Origin of the sequence: Frigoribacterium sp. CFBP 13605, from assembly GCF_014839405.1 — a bacterium.
GTDB lineage: Bacteria > Actinomycetota > Actinomycetes > Actinomycetales > Microbacteriaceae > Frigoribacterium.
The window spans coordinates 1-14,578 of sequence record NZ_JACYNS010000064.1; the positions used below are offsets into that span (position 1 = coordinate 1).

General features: G+C 73.7%; 16 protein-coding genes. 5 read left to right on the plus strand and 11 right to left on the minus strand.

What is annotated here, in order from left to right:
- Positions 1-413, minus strand: a 413-nt coding sequence (locus IFT36_RS11530; protein WP_200413190.1) for a cryptochrome/photolyase family protein, incomplete at its 3' end; no start/stop codon positions are given.
- A 182-nt stretch (positions 414-595) separates the two neighbouring features.
- Between IFT36_RS11530 and IFT36_RS11535 the strand changes: the two genes are divergently transcribed.
- Entirely contained in the window at positions 596-1,081 is a 486-nt protein-coding gene (locus IFT36_RS11535) for an Asp23/Gls24 family envelope stress response protein (RefSeq protein WP_123571216.1), read from the plus strand.
- Between the two features lie 129 nt (positions 1,082-1,210).
- On the plus strand, positions 1,211-1,336 hold the full coding sequence (locus IFT36_RS16780) for a hypothetical protein (protein ID WP_255349713.1): 126 nt from the start codon (positions 1,211-1,213) through the stop codon (positions 1,334-1,336).
- Between the two features lie 92 nt (positions 1,337-1,428).
- Here IFT36_RS16780 and IFT36_RS11540 read toward each other — a convergent pair whose 3' ends face one another.
- Positions 1,429-2,724 (minus strand): MFS transporter, encoded by a 1,296-nt coding sequence (locus tag IFT36_RS11540; RefSeq protein ID WP_200413191.1) that lies wholly within the window; start codon positions 2,722-2,724, stop codon positions 1,429-1,431.
- 313 nt (positions 2,725-3,037) lie between these two features.
- Positions 3,038-3,724 (minus strand): DUF805 domain-containing protein, encoded by a 687-nt coding sequence (locus IFT36_RS11545; RefSeq protein WP_200413192.1) that lies wholly within the window; start codon positions 3,722-3,724, stop codon positions 3,038-3,040.
- Between the two features lie 228 nt (positions 3,725-3,952).
- On the opposite strand from IFT36_RS11545, the gene IFT36_RS11550 reads away from it, so the two are divergent.
- Positions 3,953-4,342 carry a DUF2256 and DUF3253 domain-containing protein gene (locus IFT36_RS11550; RefSeq protein ID WP_054147090.1) on the plus strand — a complete coding sequence of 130 codons (390 nt, stop codon included), beginning with the start codon at positions 3,953-3,955 and terminating at the stop codon, positions 4,340-4,342.
- Between the two features lie 80 nt (positions 4,343-4,422).
- Here the strand turns inward: IFT36_RS11550 and IFT36_RS11555 are convergent, their stop codons facing one another.
- Complete coding sequence (locus IFT36_RS11555) at positions 4,423-4,968, minus strand: MOSC domain-containing protein (RefSeq protein WP_200413193.1); 546 nt, start codon at positions 4,966-4,968, stop codon at positions 4,423-4,425.
- A 296-nt stretch (positions 4,969-5,264) separates the two neighbouring features.
- Entirely contained in the window at positions 5,265-5,783 is a 519-nt protein-coding gene (locus IFT36_RS11560) for a DinB family protein (protein WP_192122910.1), read from the minus strand.
- Positions 5,784-6,069: 286 nt separating this feature from the next.
- Here IFT36_RS11560 and IFT36_RS11565 point away from each other — a divergent pair, with 286 nt between their 5' ends.
- The gene (locus IFT36_RS11565; protein WP_200413194.1) at positions 6,070-7,053 is read left to right on the plus strand and encodes a hypothetical protein; all 984 of its coding nucleotides are present in this window, start codon (positions 6,070-6,072) and stop codon (positions 7,051-7,053) included.
- 19 nt (positions 7,054-7,072) lie between these two features.
- On the opposite strand, the gene IFT36_RS11570 is transcribed toward IFT36_RS11565, so the two are convergent.
- Positions 7,073-7,765 (minus strand): nucleotidyltransferase family protein, encoded by a 693-nt coding sequence (locus IFT36_RS11570; protein ID WP_200413195.1) that lies wholly within the window; start codon positions 7,763-7,765, stop codon positions 7,073-7,075.
- 147 nt (positions 7,766-7,912) lie between these two features.
- Here IFT36_RS11570 and IFT36_RS11575 point away from each other — a divergent pair, with 147 nt between their 5' ends.
- The gene (locus IFT36_RS11575; protein ID WP_200413196.1) at positions 7,913-8,887 is read left to right on the plus strand and encodes an XdhC family protein; all 975 of its coding nucleotides are present in this window, start codon (positions 7,913-7,915) and stop codon (positions 8,885-8,887) included.
- A gap of 75 nt (positions 8,888-8,962) precedes the next feature.
- Here the strand turns inward: IFT36_RS11575 and IFT36_RS11580 are convergent, their stop codons facing one another.
- The 5 genes from IFT36_RS11580 to IFT36_RS11600 all read right to left on the minus strand — a co-directional run.
- Positions 8,963-9,208: a hypothetical protein gene (locus IFT36_RS11580; RefSeq protein ID WP_159827843.1), complete on the minus strand. Its 246-nt coding sequence runs from the start codon at positions 9,206-9,208 to the stop codon at positions 8,963-8,965.
- A 114-nt stretch (positions 9,209-9,322) separates the two neighbouring features.
- A complete protein-coding gene (locus IFT36_RS11585; protein WP_200413197.1) occupies positions 9,323-11,419 on the minus strand; it encodes a hypothetical protein in 2,097 nt (698 codons plus the stop codon).
- A 91-nt stretch (positions 11,420-11,510) separates the two neighbouring features.
- Complete coding sequence (locus tag IFT36_RS11590; RefSeq protein ID WP_200413198.1) at positions 11,511-12,566, minus strand: glycoside hydrolase family 130 protein; 1,056 nt, start codon at positions 12,564-12,566, stop codon at positions 11,511-11,513.
- Positions 12,567-12,747: 181 nt separating this feature from the next.
- Entirely contained in the window at positions 12,748-13,503 is a 756-nt protein-coding gene (locus tag IFT36_RS11595; RefSeq protein ID WP_218141852.1) for a carbohydrate ABC transporter permease, read from the minus strand.
- Between the two features lie 136 nt (positions 13,504-13,639).
- A partial coding sequence (locus IFT36_RS11600; RefSeq protein ID WP_374058394.1) for a carbohydrate ABC transporter permease occupies positions 13,640-14,578 on the minus strand: 939 nt, incomplete at its 5' end.

The following is a 14,578-nucleotide window of genomic DNA, read 5'->3' on the forward strand; positions in this document are numbered from 1 at the left end:
TGGGCGTCGTCGGCGTCCGCCGTCGCGCCTGCGGACCGGCCCGGACCGCGCCCGCCCTGGCGACCCGCGGCCCACTCGGCGAACTCGGCCTCGCTCGAGACGAAGCCGCGGCTCGGCAGCACCTCGGCTCCCACCGACCGCACGAGACGGCGCGCCCGGTACGAGGTGGGGTCGACCACCTGCAGGTCGTCCCGCCCCTCGAGGGCCTCGGAGTAGTGCTCGACCTGCCGGAAGTCGACACGGTCGCCGAGCTCGGCCGCCCGGTGCCGGATCGCCGACAGGATCAGCTGCAGCTTGGCGCGGTGCAGGGTGCGGCCCCGCCACGACGACCGGCTCTCGACCAGCAGCATCGGGTCGCCGTCGTCGAAGTGCGGGCCGAGCTGGTCGAGGAAGATCCACCGGGTGCGCTGCATGCCCCGACAGTAGACGTGGGCACTCAGCGGGTTGCCAGCATGTTCACCGTGACGAACGGGGCGGGCGCGGCGTCTCATTGACGTGCAGCCCGGGTCGCCCCGGTTCGCCCGGACACGCCCGCTCGCACGACGACCACCGCACGACCATCCGCACGACTCCCCCAGCCGAAAGAGGACCCGAGATGTCGAACACCGCCGCTCCCACCCCCGCCACCCTGACCAGCAGCTCGCGCGTCGACGGCGCCGCGCGCGTGGACGGTGCCTCGACCGTGTCGTCCGACGCCGCGGGCACCACGCGGATCGCCGACGGCGTCGTCGCCAAGGTCGCGGGCATCGCCGCCCGTCAGGTGCCCGGCGTCCACTCGATCGGTGGCGGCGCGTCGCGTGCCGTGGGTGCGCTGCGCACCGCCGTCGGCCAGCAGGACCACGGCCAGGGCGTCAAGGTCGAGGTCGGCGAGACCCAGGCCGCCGCGGACCTCAGCATCGTCGTCGACTACCCGCTGTCGGTGCAGCAGGTGGCGGACGACGTCCGCCAGGCCGTCGCCGACGCCATCACCCAGCTCGTCGGGCTCGAGGTCGTCGAGATCAACATCGAGGTCAGCGACATCTTCATCGCCGGACAGGACGACGACTCGGACGGCACGAACGACTCGCAGCGGGTTCAGTAGACAGCGAGTTCACTGGTACCCGCGGCGGTCGTCCCGACACGATCGTCCCCGCAGCACCGCGGGCCGCACCCCACCGAGCCGACCGGCTCGACCGCACGACCCGTGCACCATCGCCCCAGGAGGCACCCCATGGCATCACTGCTCCGACGCTTCGCCCCGCTCATCGTGGGCTTCGTCATCAAGAAGATCATGAACAAGCGCGGTGGCGGCAACGGCCAGGCCGGCGGCTACCAGCAGCCCGGTCGCCGTCGCTGACCCACCGGCACCACCCGCACCGCCTCGGACGCAGGAGGCGCGACTCACGCGAGTCGCGCCTCCTGCGTCTTTGTTCGTCCCGGCGGCGCCGCTCAGGCGCCGGGGCGGGCCGACCGACGGGCGAGCAGACGGTCGCTCGCCAGCACGGCGACGAGCACCACCGCGGCGACCACGATGTAGAGGACGGGCAGCGAGTCGAGCCCGGACCCGTCGAGCACGAGGGCACCGATCAGTGCTCCGCCGCCGATGCCGGCGTTGAAGCCGGTCGTGTAGAACGCGCTCGCGAGGTCGCGCATCCGCTCGGGGGCGACCTGCAGCATCCGGGTCTGGAACAGCGGCGGCAGCGCTCCGAACGTCACGCCCCACAGCACGAAGGCCACCAGCGACGGCACGAGCATGCCCTCGAACACGAGCATGCCGGTCACGGCCAGTCCGACCACGGCCACGCCGATCGGGATGCTCACCCGCGGTCGCGCCCCGAGGAACCACCCGACCATGCCGAGCCCCACGGCCCCGGCGACGCCGAACGCGAAGAGCCACGCGGCCAGACCCTGCTCGGACACCCCGGTCGAGCGCACGAGGTAAGGCGTGATGTAGGTGAAGAACGAGTAGTGGCCGATCATGAAGACCGCCGTGATCACGCAGCTCAGGACGACGCCGAGCACGCTCGGCCTCGGCAGCGAGCGACGGCGACGGACGGCCCCCGCAGGAGGCGCGGCGCCGTCGACCAGCGTCGGGACCGCGTCGGTCACCGGCTCCGGCACCGATTCGTGCGCCGTGCCCCGACCGACCGGCGGCAGGAACTTGTAGACGAAGACCGCACCGAGCGCCATGAGCCCGGCGAGGATGCCGAACGCCTCACGCCAGCCGAGGGCCTGACCGAGCGCGGTGCCGAGCGGGACACCCAGCACGAACGCGAGGGTGCCCCCGCTCATCGCGACGGCGAGCGCGCGGCCGACCTGCGCCCGGGGCACGAGGTGACCGGCGTAGGCGCCGCCGATGGCCCAGAACATGCCGTGGGCGAGACCGCCGAGCACGCGGCTGGCGAGCACGAGCTCGTAGGTCGGTGCGATCGCGGTGAGCCCGGCGCTGATCGCGAGGACGACGATCAGGCCGACCACGATCAGGTGGCGGGGCAGGCGACGGGTGAGGTGGGTGAGGCCGGTGCTGGTGAGCACGACCGTGAAGGCGAAGACGCTGACGAGCAGGCCGATGCTCGACTCGGTGACGCCGAGGTCGGCGCTCATCTCGGGCAGCAGTCCGGTCGGCAGCATCTCGCCCGAGATCGAGAGGAACGTGGCGACGGCGATGGCGATCAGGCCGGCCCACGGGAAGCGGGCGGACGGGGTGGACGAAGGCGCGGTGGGGCGCGAGGGTGCGAGTGTCATGGAACCTGGGGTGGTCGGCGGGCGCCGTTCTCTCGACCCGATGGTGGCCACGGGCCGGCCGATCGTGACGATCTGCCGGCGGCACGGCCTTCGCGGCAGGTGCCGTTCGTGACCGTGGGTGACTCGGGGAGGATGGTGATCCCGACTGCGCGCTGTCGTGCACGCCCGGGGCCGGGAGTACCGCCCGACCGAGGTCGAGCTTACCCGCTCGTGCCCGGCCTGGCCAGGGGCCCGGCGTGCGGCGGCGCACCGCGTTTCGTGCACTGCACCGCGACTCGTCGCGGTGCAGTGCACGAAACGCGGTGCGGTGGCGTCAGGAGGCGCGGTGCGGGTCGGGGTCGCGGTCACGCGCGCGGTCGCGCTCGCGCTCGCGGTCGCGGTCGAGCTCGCGGTCCAGGAAGCGGGCGCTCGGCGGCTGGGTCTCGCGAGCCAGCATGAACACGACGACGATCTGCAGGAACGGGATGAGCGCCCCGAGCCAGAACCAGCCCCACCCCCAGGCCCGGGCGGCGTGCAGGCGACGGATGGTGAGCGTCGCCATGGGGACGAAGGTCATCAGGCACCAGAGACCCCAGACGAGGGCGACCCAGGTCGTGCCGCCCCAGGCCGGACCCGCGGGGCCGAACGGGCCGAGCGAGAACTGTCCGATCTGGAGGGACGCTCCCTGGCCCAGGCTGGTGCCCGGGCCCGCACCGGCCGGGCGGCCGAGGACGACGACCGGCCAGGGCGCGAAGAGCGACGAGCCGTAAGCGCCGATCGACCACGAGGCCACGCTCGCACCGCGCACCAGCGACCCGACGCCGACGTTGAGCACGAGGGCGAGGACGGTCTGGAAGAGCCAGATCCACCAGAACTCGGCCCGGCCCGCGCGGGCGTGCACCACGTAGGCGTTGCCGACGAACCGCCGGAGAGCCTGCATCGGGGTCGCGCCGGCCAGGGGCTGACGGTCGACCTCGAACCACGAACCCCTCGTCGTGCCTGCCGCCGTGCCCTCGCTCATCGGGACGACGATACGGGGACCGTGCCCGCGCCTCCATCCCCCACGCGAGCGAGATGTCCCCTCCCGCAGCCTCGCACCGCGTCTCGTGCGGGGCGCCTCGACTCGTCGGGGTGTGCTGCACGAAAGGCGGTGCCACGGGGGCAGGAGGCGCGGATGCGGTCCGCGGCGGAGGGACCGACGGCTGCCTCCCCGGGAACGCACACCGCGCCTCCCGCGTTGACTGTCAGCATGAGCGCCGCGACCCCCGACCCGAAGACCTGCCGATCGTGCGGGCGCACCATCGAGTGGCGCAAGAAGTGGGCGTCGAACTGGGACGAGGTCGCGTACTGCAGCGACGCGTGCCGCAAGCGCAAGGTGACGGCGCAGGACCGCGAGCTCGAGCAGCGCATCCGCGACCTCCTGGCGGCCCGGGCGGCCACCTCGACGATCTGCCCCTCGGACGTCGCGCGGTCGCTGCACCCCGACGACGAGGACGCCTGGCGCGGATTGATGGAGCCCGTCCGTCGCGCGGCCCGACGACTGGTCGCCGCGGGCGAGGTCGACATCACGCAGGGCGGCTCGGTGGTCGACCCGTCCACGGCGAAGGGCCCGATCCGCATCCGCCGTCACCGGTCCTGAGCCCGGCGTCGACACGACGCGTGGGGCGCGCGGGACGAGCGGGGCGAGTGGGACGCTGAGGACTCTCGAGACGCTCGGGGTCAGACGGGTTGCAAGGCCGACCAGGGCTCGACGGGCAGGTCGACTCCGACCGCGTCGCCGGGTCGCACCTCTCCCCCGGCGAGCACGACGCCCATGACGCCCGCCTTGCGGACGAGTTCGCCGGCCTCGTCGCGTCCGACGACCGCCTTCAGCAGGCCCGACTCGAATCGGTCGATCTGCAGGCACGGATTGCGGAGTCCGGTGATCTCGACCCGCGCCTCCTGACCGAGGGTGAGCACGGTGCCGACGGGCAGACCGAGCAGGTCGACCCCGTGGGTGGTGACGTTCTCGCCGAGGTCGCCCGGCCCGACGTCGTAGCCGTGGTCGGCCAGCTCGGCGAAGAGCTCGGCGTGCATCAGGTGCACCTGCCGCAGGTTGGGCTGACTCGGGTCGCGCGCCACGCGGGAGCGGTGCTGCACCGTGGGCCCGAGGTGGGCGTCACCCTCGACGCCGAGCCCGGCGAGCAGGGTGACCCGCTCCACGGGCGGCTTGCTGAAGCGGTGGACGTCGTCGACGTTGACCGAGAGGACGGAGGCGCGGGTCATGTCGTCAGTCTGCCCGCGTCGGCCGCCGGGGTCGAGGGTGGCGCTGCGCGGGGCCGGGCCCGGTGGCGGTCGGGCTGGGCGGGTCGGCCCGAGTGGGTCGGCCCGAGTGGGTCGGCCCGGGTGGGTCGGCCCGGGTGGGTCGGCCCGGGTGGGTCGGCCCGGGTGGGTCGCACCGCCGAATGAACGTCGCACCGTCAAAACGGGCGGTGCGATGTTCAGTCGGCGGTGCGACAGCGGTGGCCCGGGCGGCGGTGCGACAGCGGCCTGCCGGGCGATGGTGCCGCCCAGGGCACGGGTCAGCGGCGGACGTCGTGCAGGTGGTGCACGGGGTCGTGCACGAAGTAGCGCGCGAGCGAGTCGACCGTGAAGGCCGAACCGTCGCTGCGGAGGCCGGTGCGACCGAGCCGGTCGTCGGGCACCGCCTCGAACGCGTCGGCGACGACGGCCGCGGCGGCCACGAGTTCGTCGGCCACCACCGCAGGTTGCTGGGACGCGTAGTCGTCGTCGAGCGCGGTGGCGTCCTGGTCCCAGTTCGCGAAGGTCGGCGCGTCCTCGGCGAGCATCAGCCGGAGGCGCGTGTCGAAGACCTGGAACACGTCGCGCACGTGCGCCCCGTACTCGAGCGGCGACCACGTGGCGTCGTCGGGCCGGGTGCGGGCGTCGGGCCGGGCGAGCTCGGCGGGCCAGGCGGCGGCGTTCTCGCGGACGAGGCGCGGCACGTCGCGGAACGTGACCTCGGCGGGGTCGAAGCCGCAGTCGTCGCAGGGGCGTTCGAGCACCCAGGTCCAGTTCTTCGTGTCGGGCGTGATCGGCATGGGACCGACGCTAGGACGCGCGACCCGGCACCCGCCATCGAGATCCTGCCGACGTCGGTGCCCCCGGCGCCAACCGCGACCACGCGAGGAACCCGGTTTCGAACCGTGCACCCGGTTGCTACCGGGTGCACGGTTCGAAACCGGGTTCATGGCGGGGCGAGGCGCGGCGGGAGCGGCGGGACGGGGCGGGGCGCGGCGGGACGGGGGCTCGGGCTACCGGCGTCGCCCGGCCGACATCCGCCTCCGGGATGACGTCGGCCCCGCGACCCGCCGCTACCGTCGACCCATGACGAACACTCAGCACGAGGGCCGACTCGCGGGGGCGGCGGCGAGCCTGCGACGGCGGGTCGACCGCCGCGAGGTGGCGTGGGTCGTCGGCACCACCGCGGCCCTGTTCGTCGCCGGTGCGGCGCTCGTCGGCCTGACGGCCTCGGCCGGCCGGGTGGTCGCGTCGCTGCTCGAATTGCCGGGCGCGCTCGCGCAGGCCGCGCTCGTGCCGTTCGTGGTGTGGGCCGTCCTCGTCGTCCTCGTCGCGTGGCGGTGGTCCGAGGCGCCGGCGTCACGCCGGGCCTGGCTCTACGTCGCCGCGGCGGCCGTGGCCCGGGCCGGCGTCGAGCTCACCGTCGGGTCGGGCGTCACGTCGGGCCTCCGGGCGGGGTTCTCCCTCTACACGTTGCCCACCGTCGTCTTCGTCAGCCTGCCGTTCGTCGCGACCGTCGGCCTGGCGTCGTTCGTCGTCCTCGCCGCGCGGTCGGGTCGGGGCGGCCGCGACACCTCGGCCCACGACGGATCACGTCCGGCCGAGCACGCACCCGTCGACGCCCCCGTCGACGCCCCCGTCGACGCCCCCGCGGCCCGAGCGCCCCGCCCGCCCCGCCCGCCCCGTCACCTCGTGCACCGCGTCGCAGTGATCGTCGAGGCGCTCGCCCTCGCGGCGGGCGTCCTGCTCACGCTCTCGCTGGCCGGGCAGTGGTTCTCGGCCGAGTTCAGCCTCTTCGGCACCCCCGTGACCGTCAGCCAGGAGGCCGCGGACAGCTGGCTCCGGACCCTCGTCGCCTGCCTCGCGTGCCTCGTCGTGACGCTGTTCGCCGCGATCACCGCCGGGCATCGAGGTGTCGTCGTGGCGGCCGTCGTCGTCGCCGGGCTGGTCGTGATCGGTGCCGTCGGCGCACCCGTCCCCGGGGACCGGTGGGAGTCCCCCACCCCCCGTCAGGAACCCCTGCCCGCGAACTACACCCCGTGCTTCAGCGGCAGCGGGAAATGCAACTGACCCTCGGGGACGCCGAAGGTCAGGCGGGCGCGTCGACGTCGGCGCCGTCCCAGAGGTCGGAGCAGTCGACCGGCTCGGCGGCGTGCGCCCTGAGATAGGGGCCCGCCCCGCGATCCCCGGTGAGGGACGCCGCGAGGGCCGACCAGTGGGACCGACCGACCACGACGGGGTGACCCGGGCGTCCGTGGAAGACGGACTGCCGCAGCGCAGCCGGGCCCAGGGGCACGTCGGCGGCCGAGGACGACAGCAGCCGCGCGACGGCGGACGGCGGCAGACCCGGGTAGTCCACCAGCGTGATCAGGGCGAGCCGCGCCTCCTCGGGGTCGGAGGCGGCGAGCGCCGCCAACCCGACCCGCAACGACGCGGCGAGGCCGTCGGCCCAGTCGTCCGCGACGACGACCGCCACCCTCGCCCGACCGTCGACCGGCGGGAGGCGCGGGTCGGCGTGCGGCGCGTCCGTCGCCCCGACCGGCACCGGTGTCTCGACCGTCAGGAGGCGCGGGTCGGCGGCCAGCAGCGCTCGCGCCTCGGTCGCGCCCGCCCCGAGCACGACGACGACGCGGTCACAGCCCCCGTCGAGCAGCGTCGTCACGGCGCGGGTCAGCCACGGCCCGCGCTCGTCGACCACGAGCGCCTTGGGACGGCCCATGCGCGTCCCGGCGCCGGCCGCGAGCAGCAGGCCGACGGACGTCGAGGAGTCGTCACCGGGCATGGTGTCAGGCTAGCCAGCCCCGGAGAGCACCTCGCCCCGGCCGGCGACGTCCGACGTCGCGGTAGGTCGCGGGGCCGAGGCCGTGACACCATCGAGACCTGGCACCACCAGAGACCACCCGCTCGCCCGTCGCACCCGAGGAGCCCCGTGTTCGAGATCGCCGACCGCCTGCTGGCGCGACTCGACGCCGGCGAGCCCCTCGCCGTCGCGACGGCCGTGTCGGTCGTGGGCAGTGCACCCCGGACGGTCGGCACGTCGATGGCCGTCACCGTCGACGGCACCGTGATCGGCAGCATCTCGGGTGGCTGCGTCGAGGGCGCGGTCTACGAGATCTGCACGCAGGTGCTCGACGACGGCACGCCGCAGCTCGAGACGTTCGGGTTCAGCGACGAGACGGCGTTCGAGGTCGGGCTCAGCTGCGGCGGGCGCATCGAGGTGTTCGCCCGGCTCGTCACCCCGGACGACGCCGAGACGATCGCCGCCCTCCGCGATGCCGCCGCCGGGCGTGAGGCGTCGGCGCATGTCGTGCTCGGCCCGGTCCGCACCGGCGAGGTCGTGCCGACCGTCGACGACTGCGAGGGTCTGCGGGTCTTCAGCGAGCGCTCGGTGCCGCCGCCGCGCCTCCTCGTCTTCGGGGCGGTCGAGTTCGCCGTCGCCCTCTGCAACGCCGGGACGGTGCTGGGCTACCGCGTGACGGTGTGCGACCCGCGTCCGGTCTTCATGACCCGCGAGCGTTTCCCGTCGGCCGACGAGGTCGTCGTCGAGTGGCCGCCGAACTACCTGGCGCGCACCGGGGTCGACGAGCGCACCGTGATCGCGGTGCTGTCGCACGACGAGCGGTTCGACGCCGACCTGGTCGAGGCGGCGCTGGCGTCCCCGGCGGCGTACGTCGGGGCCATGGGATCACGGGTCACGCACGACCGACGCGTCTCCGCCCTGGCCGATCGCGGAGTCGGGCCGGCGGCGCTCGGCCGACTGCACTCCCCCATCGGGCTCGACCTCGGGGCGAGCACGCCCGAGGAGACGGCCGTGTCGATCCTGGCCGAGGTGCTCGCCGTGCGGTCGGGCGCCTCGCGGGCTCCGCTGCGCGACCGTGACGGCAGCATCCACCTGATCAGCTGAGGCGCGGACCCCCAGGGTTCCGCCGAAGCGCCCGCGCGCGCAGGTGGGTCTCGGCGAGCCCCTGGTGCGTCGGCGTCAGCCGGCCCCGCCCGGGCGGACCTTCGCGGTGTCGGCGACGTCGATGCGGGTGACCCCGTCGCCGCGGTCCTCGGTCGTGATGCGCGGGGCGGCGTCCGACTCGTCCGACTTCGGGGCACGGGTCAGCTGGTCGTGCCGCTTCTCGTCGTCGGTCATGCCGGTCGGGTCGTGGTCGACCTCGTGCCCCGGGCTGGTGTCGCGGCCGGCGTCGTCGGGACCGGGGGCCTGCGTGTCGTCGCTCATGCGGTCGACCGTACCCGCGCCTCCTCGGGTCCTGGCGCACGAGACCACGGGAACCCGCCCAGACCCTCACGTGGGTCGATGGGGTCTGAGCGGGTTCCTGGGTCTCGGGGCCGGCTAGCGGGTGAGGACGGCGAAGCCGCCGGGCTTGACCAGCACGAGGCTGCGGCCCTGCACGTCGCGCTGCTGCACGAGGCGGCCCTGCGCGTCGTAGGACGACGCCGACGTCCGACTGCCCCGCACGCCGACCGGGGTCGGCAACGGCAGCCGCGAGGTCGACGACAGCAGCTCGGTCGTCGTCGGGCGACCGTCGGCCGCCGTCCCGGCGAGCACGAGCCGCTGGACGAGCGGCCGCACGATCAGGCCGTCGACCACGGTCGAGTCGAGGCCGGCGGTCACGGTGATCGCCGTCGCTCCGGCACCGATCGGCACCGGCAGCGTCTGGGGCAGCAGAGCCCCGGAGGCGGCGGTCACGCCCTGCGCCCCGGCCTGCGTCGTCAGCGTCCCCAGGGGCACGCGTCCCGCCTTCCAGACCGACGTCGACCGCACTCCCTCGGCGGCGAGCAGGACCGGCTCGACGTGCCGCAACCCGGAGCCCGCGGGCACCGTGATCGTCGCGCTCTGCCCGGGCTCGAGCCGCAGCGCCGAGCCTCCGCCGTACTGCGACTCGCCCGTCCACGCCGAGTCGGGGGTGACGACCGTGCCCGTCGTGGGCGACGCCGTCTCGGCCTCGACCACCGTGAGGCCGTCACGCGACGTGACGCTCGTCAGCCCTCGAGCCTCGGCCGAGACGTCGGGGGCGCCGTCGAGGGCGATCATCGACAGCAGGCCGTGGATCGTGCTCTCGGCACCGCTGTTACGGTTCACCGTGCCGTCGGCCTGCACGCCGTCGAAGGTCACCCCGGTGGCCGGGTCGTAGACGGGGGTGCCCGAGCGGTTCGTGCCGAAGTACCAGCTCGCGGCCACGGCCGCGACGCGCTTCAGACCCGGGGCCCCCGCGCCGGCACCGGCCACGGCGAGCGCCGACTGCAGCCGCGAGTCGGCTCCGTAGGCGATCTGCGTCTGGTCGACGGGCGTCGGGTACCAGGCGTTGTCGGGCCCGCTCGCCGTGAGCAGGGTCGTCGTGAACGAGGTCTGGTCGAGCACGGCCGGCTTCAGCAGGTCGGGTCGGGCGAGCACGGTCGACGCCCGGGCCAGGGCGACGGGCATCTGCGACGACCAGGCGTGCCACATCGAGCGGGATTTCGCCCAGGGCAGCACGGCTCCGTACGGCCAGGTCTGCCCGTCGCCGGACGACATCACCGCGACGCCCTCGGCGAGCTGCGTCAGCGCGGTGCGCGAGGCCGCGTCACCCGGCACGACGGCCGAGTAGGCGCTCAGCCCGAGGACGGCCTCGGCCGAGGCGTCGGCTCCGGAGCCGATCAGCCAGGCGGGCACCTTCGCCCCGTCGGCCACGTCGTACCGACCGTAGCGGGCGAGCGTCTCGCGGTTCAGCGCCGTGACGCCGAGCTGCAGCCGCTGCTGCAGGAACGCGGCGAACTCGGGGTCGTCGTCCGCGAACGCGGCGTACCCCTCGCCGAACGCCCAGATGCTGCGGGCCAGCCAGTAGCTGTTGCCGCTGTCGGACGGGTCGGGCAGTTCGACCGGCACCGGGCTGCGGTTGAAGGTGCCGTCGGGCTGCATCCAGAGGACGACGTTGCCGGCGGCGTCACCGGTGGTCGTCTGGAAGTACGCGGTCGCCCGCAGCAGCTCGTAGGCCTTCTGCCGGCTCGACTCCGAGCCGGTCTGCTTCCAGTCGCCCAGGTACACGACGGCCGTCCGTGAGACGTCGTCGCTGTTGTACGCGCCCTGCCCCCAGTACCCGGTCGCGGGGTCGAGCGGACCGCCGCCCACCCGGGCGAAGGTGCCGCCGTCGCGGGCGTCGGCGTAGGTCCACGGCAGGGTGAGCGTCGGCTCCGCGCTCTGCCGGTAGGTCGAGTGCCCGGCCTCGGGCACGGGCGTCGTCCGGTCGAGCAGGAAGTCCAGGTGCGCGAGGTTCGTCAACGGTGCCACGGCCGGTGCGGCCGCCGGGGTGGTCGGCGCGGCCGAGCCGGGCGGCGCGGCCGCCGGACCAGGAGGCGCGGCGGCAGCCGGCAGCGCCCCCGTCACCCCCAGCACGGTCGCCAGGGCCGCGGCCAGTGCCGCGCCCGTCCATCGTGAGTTGCGTGCGATCATCGTCGACCGCCTCCTTCTTGTCGGTGATCCGTGGGTGTCGTCGGGCCGTGGGTGTCGTCGGGCCGTGGGTGTCGTCGGGCCGTGCGCGACCTCAGGCGCGGTCGAGGCGGGCGACGCCGATCTTCGAGTCGGCCATGCCGTAGAACACGTAGGGGACGCCGTCGACGTGTTCGATCGCGGTCGGGAACACGACGTTCGGCACGATGCCGTCGCGCTCGTCGGCGGTCTCGGCCTCGAGCAGCGGCACCTCCGACCGGGTGACCACGCGCGACGGGTCGTCGGCGTCGAGGATCATCCCGCCCGCCGCGTAGTTCACGTTCTGCTGCTGGGCGAAGGCGTCGTCGATCACGCCGGTGACGCCGTGGTGCAGCAGCAGCCAGCCCTCGTCGACGCGCAGCGGGGGCGGGCCGCCGCCGATCTTCAGCTCCTCGAACGGGAACTCGGGGCCGGCGACGAACCGGTGCTGCCCCCACCGCGCCAACGCCCGCGGGTCGGCGGCGACCGCGTCGACCGGCACGTAGCTGATCCAGATCGAGTGCCGCCCGTCGGTGGTCCCGGCCGGCAGCGGGCTGCCCTCCCCCGGCACCGTCGCACCGATGTGCCACATCGGTCGGTGCAGCACGGCGAAGCTGCGCACGCCGTCCGGCGCGGTGACCGGCGACGGGAAGAACACGGTGTCCTTGTTGTGGAACAGCCCGAGGTCGGTGTCGAGCTCGTCGACGTACTCGAAGGTCGCGGGCCCGAGCCGGCGCCAGTCGCGCAGGTCGTCGCTCACGGCGACGGCGGTGCGCGGCCCGAGCGGCCCGTAGGCGACGTAGGTCATCACGTGCAGCCCGAGCTCCTCGATCCACGTGACGCGCGGGTCCTCGACGCCGGCGTGGGTCGCGCCGCGTTCCCACCCGCGGTCGGGCGCGAGCACGACGCCCTCGCGGGTCACGCCCACGGGCACGCCGTCCTCGACGACGACCCGGGCCAGCCCGACGCGCGACACGTTGCCCGTGGCGACGAGCCGCGGCAGCAGGTAGAGCTCGCCGTCGGGCCCGCGTCCCGAACCGGGGTTGAGCACCCCCTCGGCCTCGTCGGGCGAGTCGGGGTCGGGGGTCATCACGACGCCCAGGCGGGTCAGTCGGTACGGGAAGTCAGCCATGGGAGGCCCTTTCGAGAGGCGAGAGGCGGGAGGCGACGGAGGCGCGATGCGAGGGGGGATCGCACCGCGCCTCCTGCGGTGGGGGCCGTCGGCACGACGACCCGGTCTGGGGGTGGGGAGCCGAGGAGGCGCGGGGCGCGCCGGTCGCGCAGCGCGCCTCCTCGGGTCGGGAGGCGGTCGGTCAGCCCTTCACGCTCGAGCCGACGTCGGTCGAGATGAAGTAGCGCTGGAACACGATGAACAGCAGCACGACCGGAGCGGCCAGCACGACGGCGCCCGCGAGGGTCGCGCCGAACGGGTTCGCCGCCGTCGCCGCCACGTTGCTGATGTAGTTCGCCAGCGACACGGCGAGCGGCTGCATCGACGCCTCCTTGGTGATGAGGAACGGCCAGAGGAACTCGTTCCACGGACCGATGAAGGTCAGCAGCAGGGCCGTGACCAGCGCCGGGCGCACGAGCGGCAACGCGATGTTCCACAGCAGCCGGAACTCGCCGGTGCCGTCGATGCGCGCGGCCTCGAAGAGCTCCTTCGGCAGCTGCAGGAAGTACTGCCGGAAGATGATCACCGCCGTCGAGTTGATGGCGAACGGCAGGATCATGCCCAGGTAGTTGTCGCTCAGCCCGTAGTTGCGCGCGATGAGCACGTACAGCGGGATGATCAGCAGCTGGAAGGGCACCACCTGCACGAGCAGCGCCAGCGCGAAGGTGACCCCGCGACCACGCCACTGCAGCACGGCCAGCGCGTAGCCGACCAGCACCCCGAACACGAGGGTGCAGGCGAGCACGCCGACCGTGAAGATGCCCGAGTTGAGCAGGCCGCTGAGCAGCCCGATGCGGCTGTCGATCGCGGCGTAGTTCTCGACCGTCAGGTTCGACGGGTGGGGGAACGCCCCGGCCACGGTCGGGTCGGGCTTGGTCTGCAGCGACCCGATCACCATGTAGTAGAACGGGAAGAGGAACGCCAGGGCGCCGATCGCCAGCACGACGCCGCGCAGCGTGGTCTGGGCCCGGGTCAACGGCGGCTTCTTGCCGACCCGCAGGGGGCGGGCGGTGGTCTCGTCGGAGACGGTCATCTCAGTCCTCCTTTCCGCCGGCGAACCGGTTCTGCAGCAGGGCGATGACCAGCACGAGGATCACGAGCACGACGCCGATCGCGGCGGCCTGGTCGGGATTCCCCTGCTCGATGCCCTTCTGGTACATCAGCAGCACAGGTGAGGTCGACGCGCCGTTCGGCCCGCCTCCCCCGGTCAGCAGGTACGGCTCGGTGAAGAGGTTCGCCCCGGTGACGGTCGAGACGAGCAGCACGAGCACGGTGGCCGGACGCACGCCCGGGACGGTGACGGTGAAGAACGACCGGATCGGGCCGGCACCGTCGCTCGAGGCCGCCTCGTACAGCTCCTTCGGCACGTTCTGGAGCGCCGCGAGGTACAGCAGGATGTAGAAGCCGAGCTGCTTCCAGGTGACGAACAACGCGATCGAGGGCATGGCCCAGGCCGAGTTGATCAGCCACGACGGGGTCGGGGCCAGCGGCCCGAGCACGTTGTTCACGAGACCGTCGCCGTTGAAGAGGAACAACCAGACCGCGACGACGGCGACGCTCGCCGTCAGGTACGGCACGTAGAACGCCACCCGCAGGAACCCCCGGAAGTGCGCGACCTTGTCGAGCGCCGTGGCGAGCACCATGCTCAGCACGACCGTCAGCGGCACGTTGATCACCAGGAAGACGCCGACGTTGCCGAACGAGCGGATGACCGCCGGGTCGGTGAACGCGGTGACGAAGTTGTCGAGGCCGACGAAGGGCCGCGCGACGACGGCACCGGGCGCCGTGAAGAAGTAGTCGTGGAACGCGATGTAGACCGCGTAGACCAACGGGTACGCGAACACCGCCAGCACGAACACCAGGTAGGGCGCGCTGAACAGCAGGCCGAGCGGGTGCTTGCCGAGGGGGCCGCCCCGCCGACGCCCGCGCGGGTCGCCGTCGCGGCGACGGCCCGCCCGGTGCCCGGAGCCGGG

Coding starts and splice junctions, on each gene's coding strand:
- IFT36_RS11535 (WP_123571216.1), top strand. CDS start 596: ATGTCGAACACCGCCGCTCCCACCCCCGCCACCCTGACCAGCAGCTCG.
- IFT36_RS16780 (WP_255349713.1), top strand. CDS start 1,211: ATGGCATCACTGCTCCGACGCTTCGCCCCGCTCATCGTGGGCTTCGTC.
- IFT36_RS11540 (WP_200413191.1), bottom strand. CDS start 2,724: ATGACACTCGCACCCTCGCGCCCCACCGCGCCTTCGTCCACCCCGTCC.
- IFT36_RS11545 (WP_200413192.1), bottom strand. CDS start 3,724: ATGAGCGAGGGCACGGCGGCAGGCACGACGAGGGGTTCGTGGTTCGAG.
- IFT36_RS11550 (WP_054147090.1), top strand. CDS start 3,953: ATGAGCGCCGCGACCCCCGACCCGAAGACCTGCCGATCGTGCGGGCGC.
- IFT36_RS11555 (WP_200413193.1), bottom strand. CDS start 4,968: ATGACCCGCGCCTCCGTCCTCTCGGTCAACGTCGACGACGTCCACCGC.
- IFT36_RS11560 (WP_192122910.1), bottom strand. CDS start 5,783: ATGCCGATCACGCCCGACACGAAGAACTGGACCTGGGTGCTCGAACGC.
- IFT36_RS11565 (WP_200413194.1), top strand. CDS start 6,070: ATGACGAACACTCAGCACGAGGGCCGACTCGCGGGGGCGGCGGCGAGC.
- IFT36_RS11570 (WP_200413195.1), bottom strand. CDS start 7,765: ATGCCCGGTGACGACTCCTCGACGTCCGTCGGCCTGCTGCTCGCGGCC.
- IFT36_RS11580 (WP_159827843.1), bottom strand. CDS start 9,208: ATGAGCGACGACACGCAGGCCCCCGGTCCCGACGACGCCGGCCGCGAC.
- IFT36_RS11585 (WP_200413197.1), bottom strand. CDS start 11,419: ATGATCGCACGCAACTCACGATGGACGGGCGCGGCACTGGCCGCGGCC.
- IFT36_RS11590 (WP_200413198.1), bottom strand. CDS start 12,566: ATGGCTGACTTCCCGTACCGACTGACCCGCCTGGGCGTCGTGATGACC.
- IFT36_RS11595 (WP_218141852.1), bottom strand. CDS start 13,503: ATGGTGATCGGGTCGCTGCAGACCAAGCCCGACCCGACCGTGGCCGGG.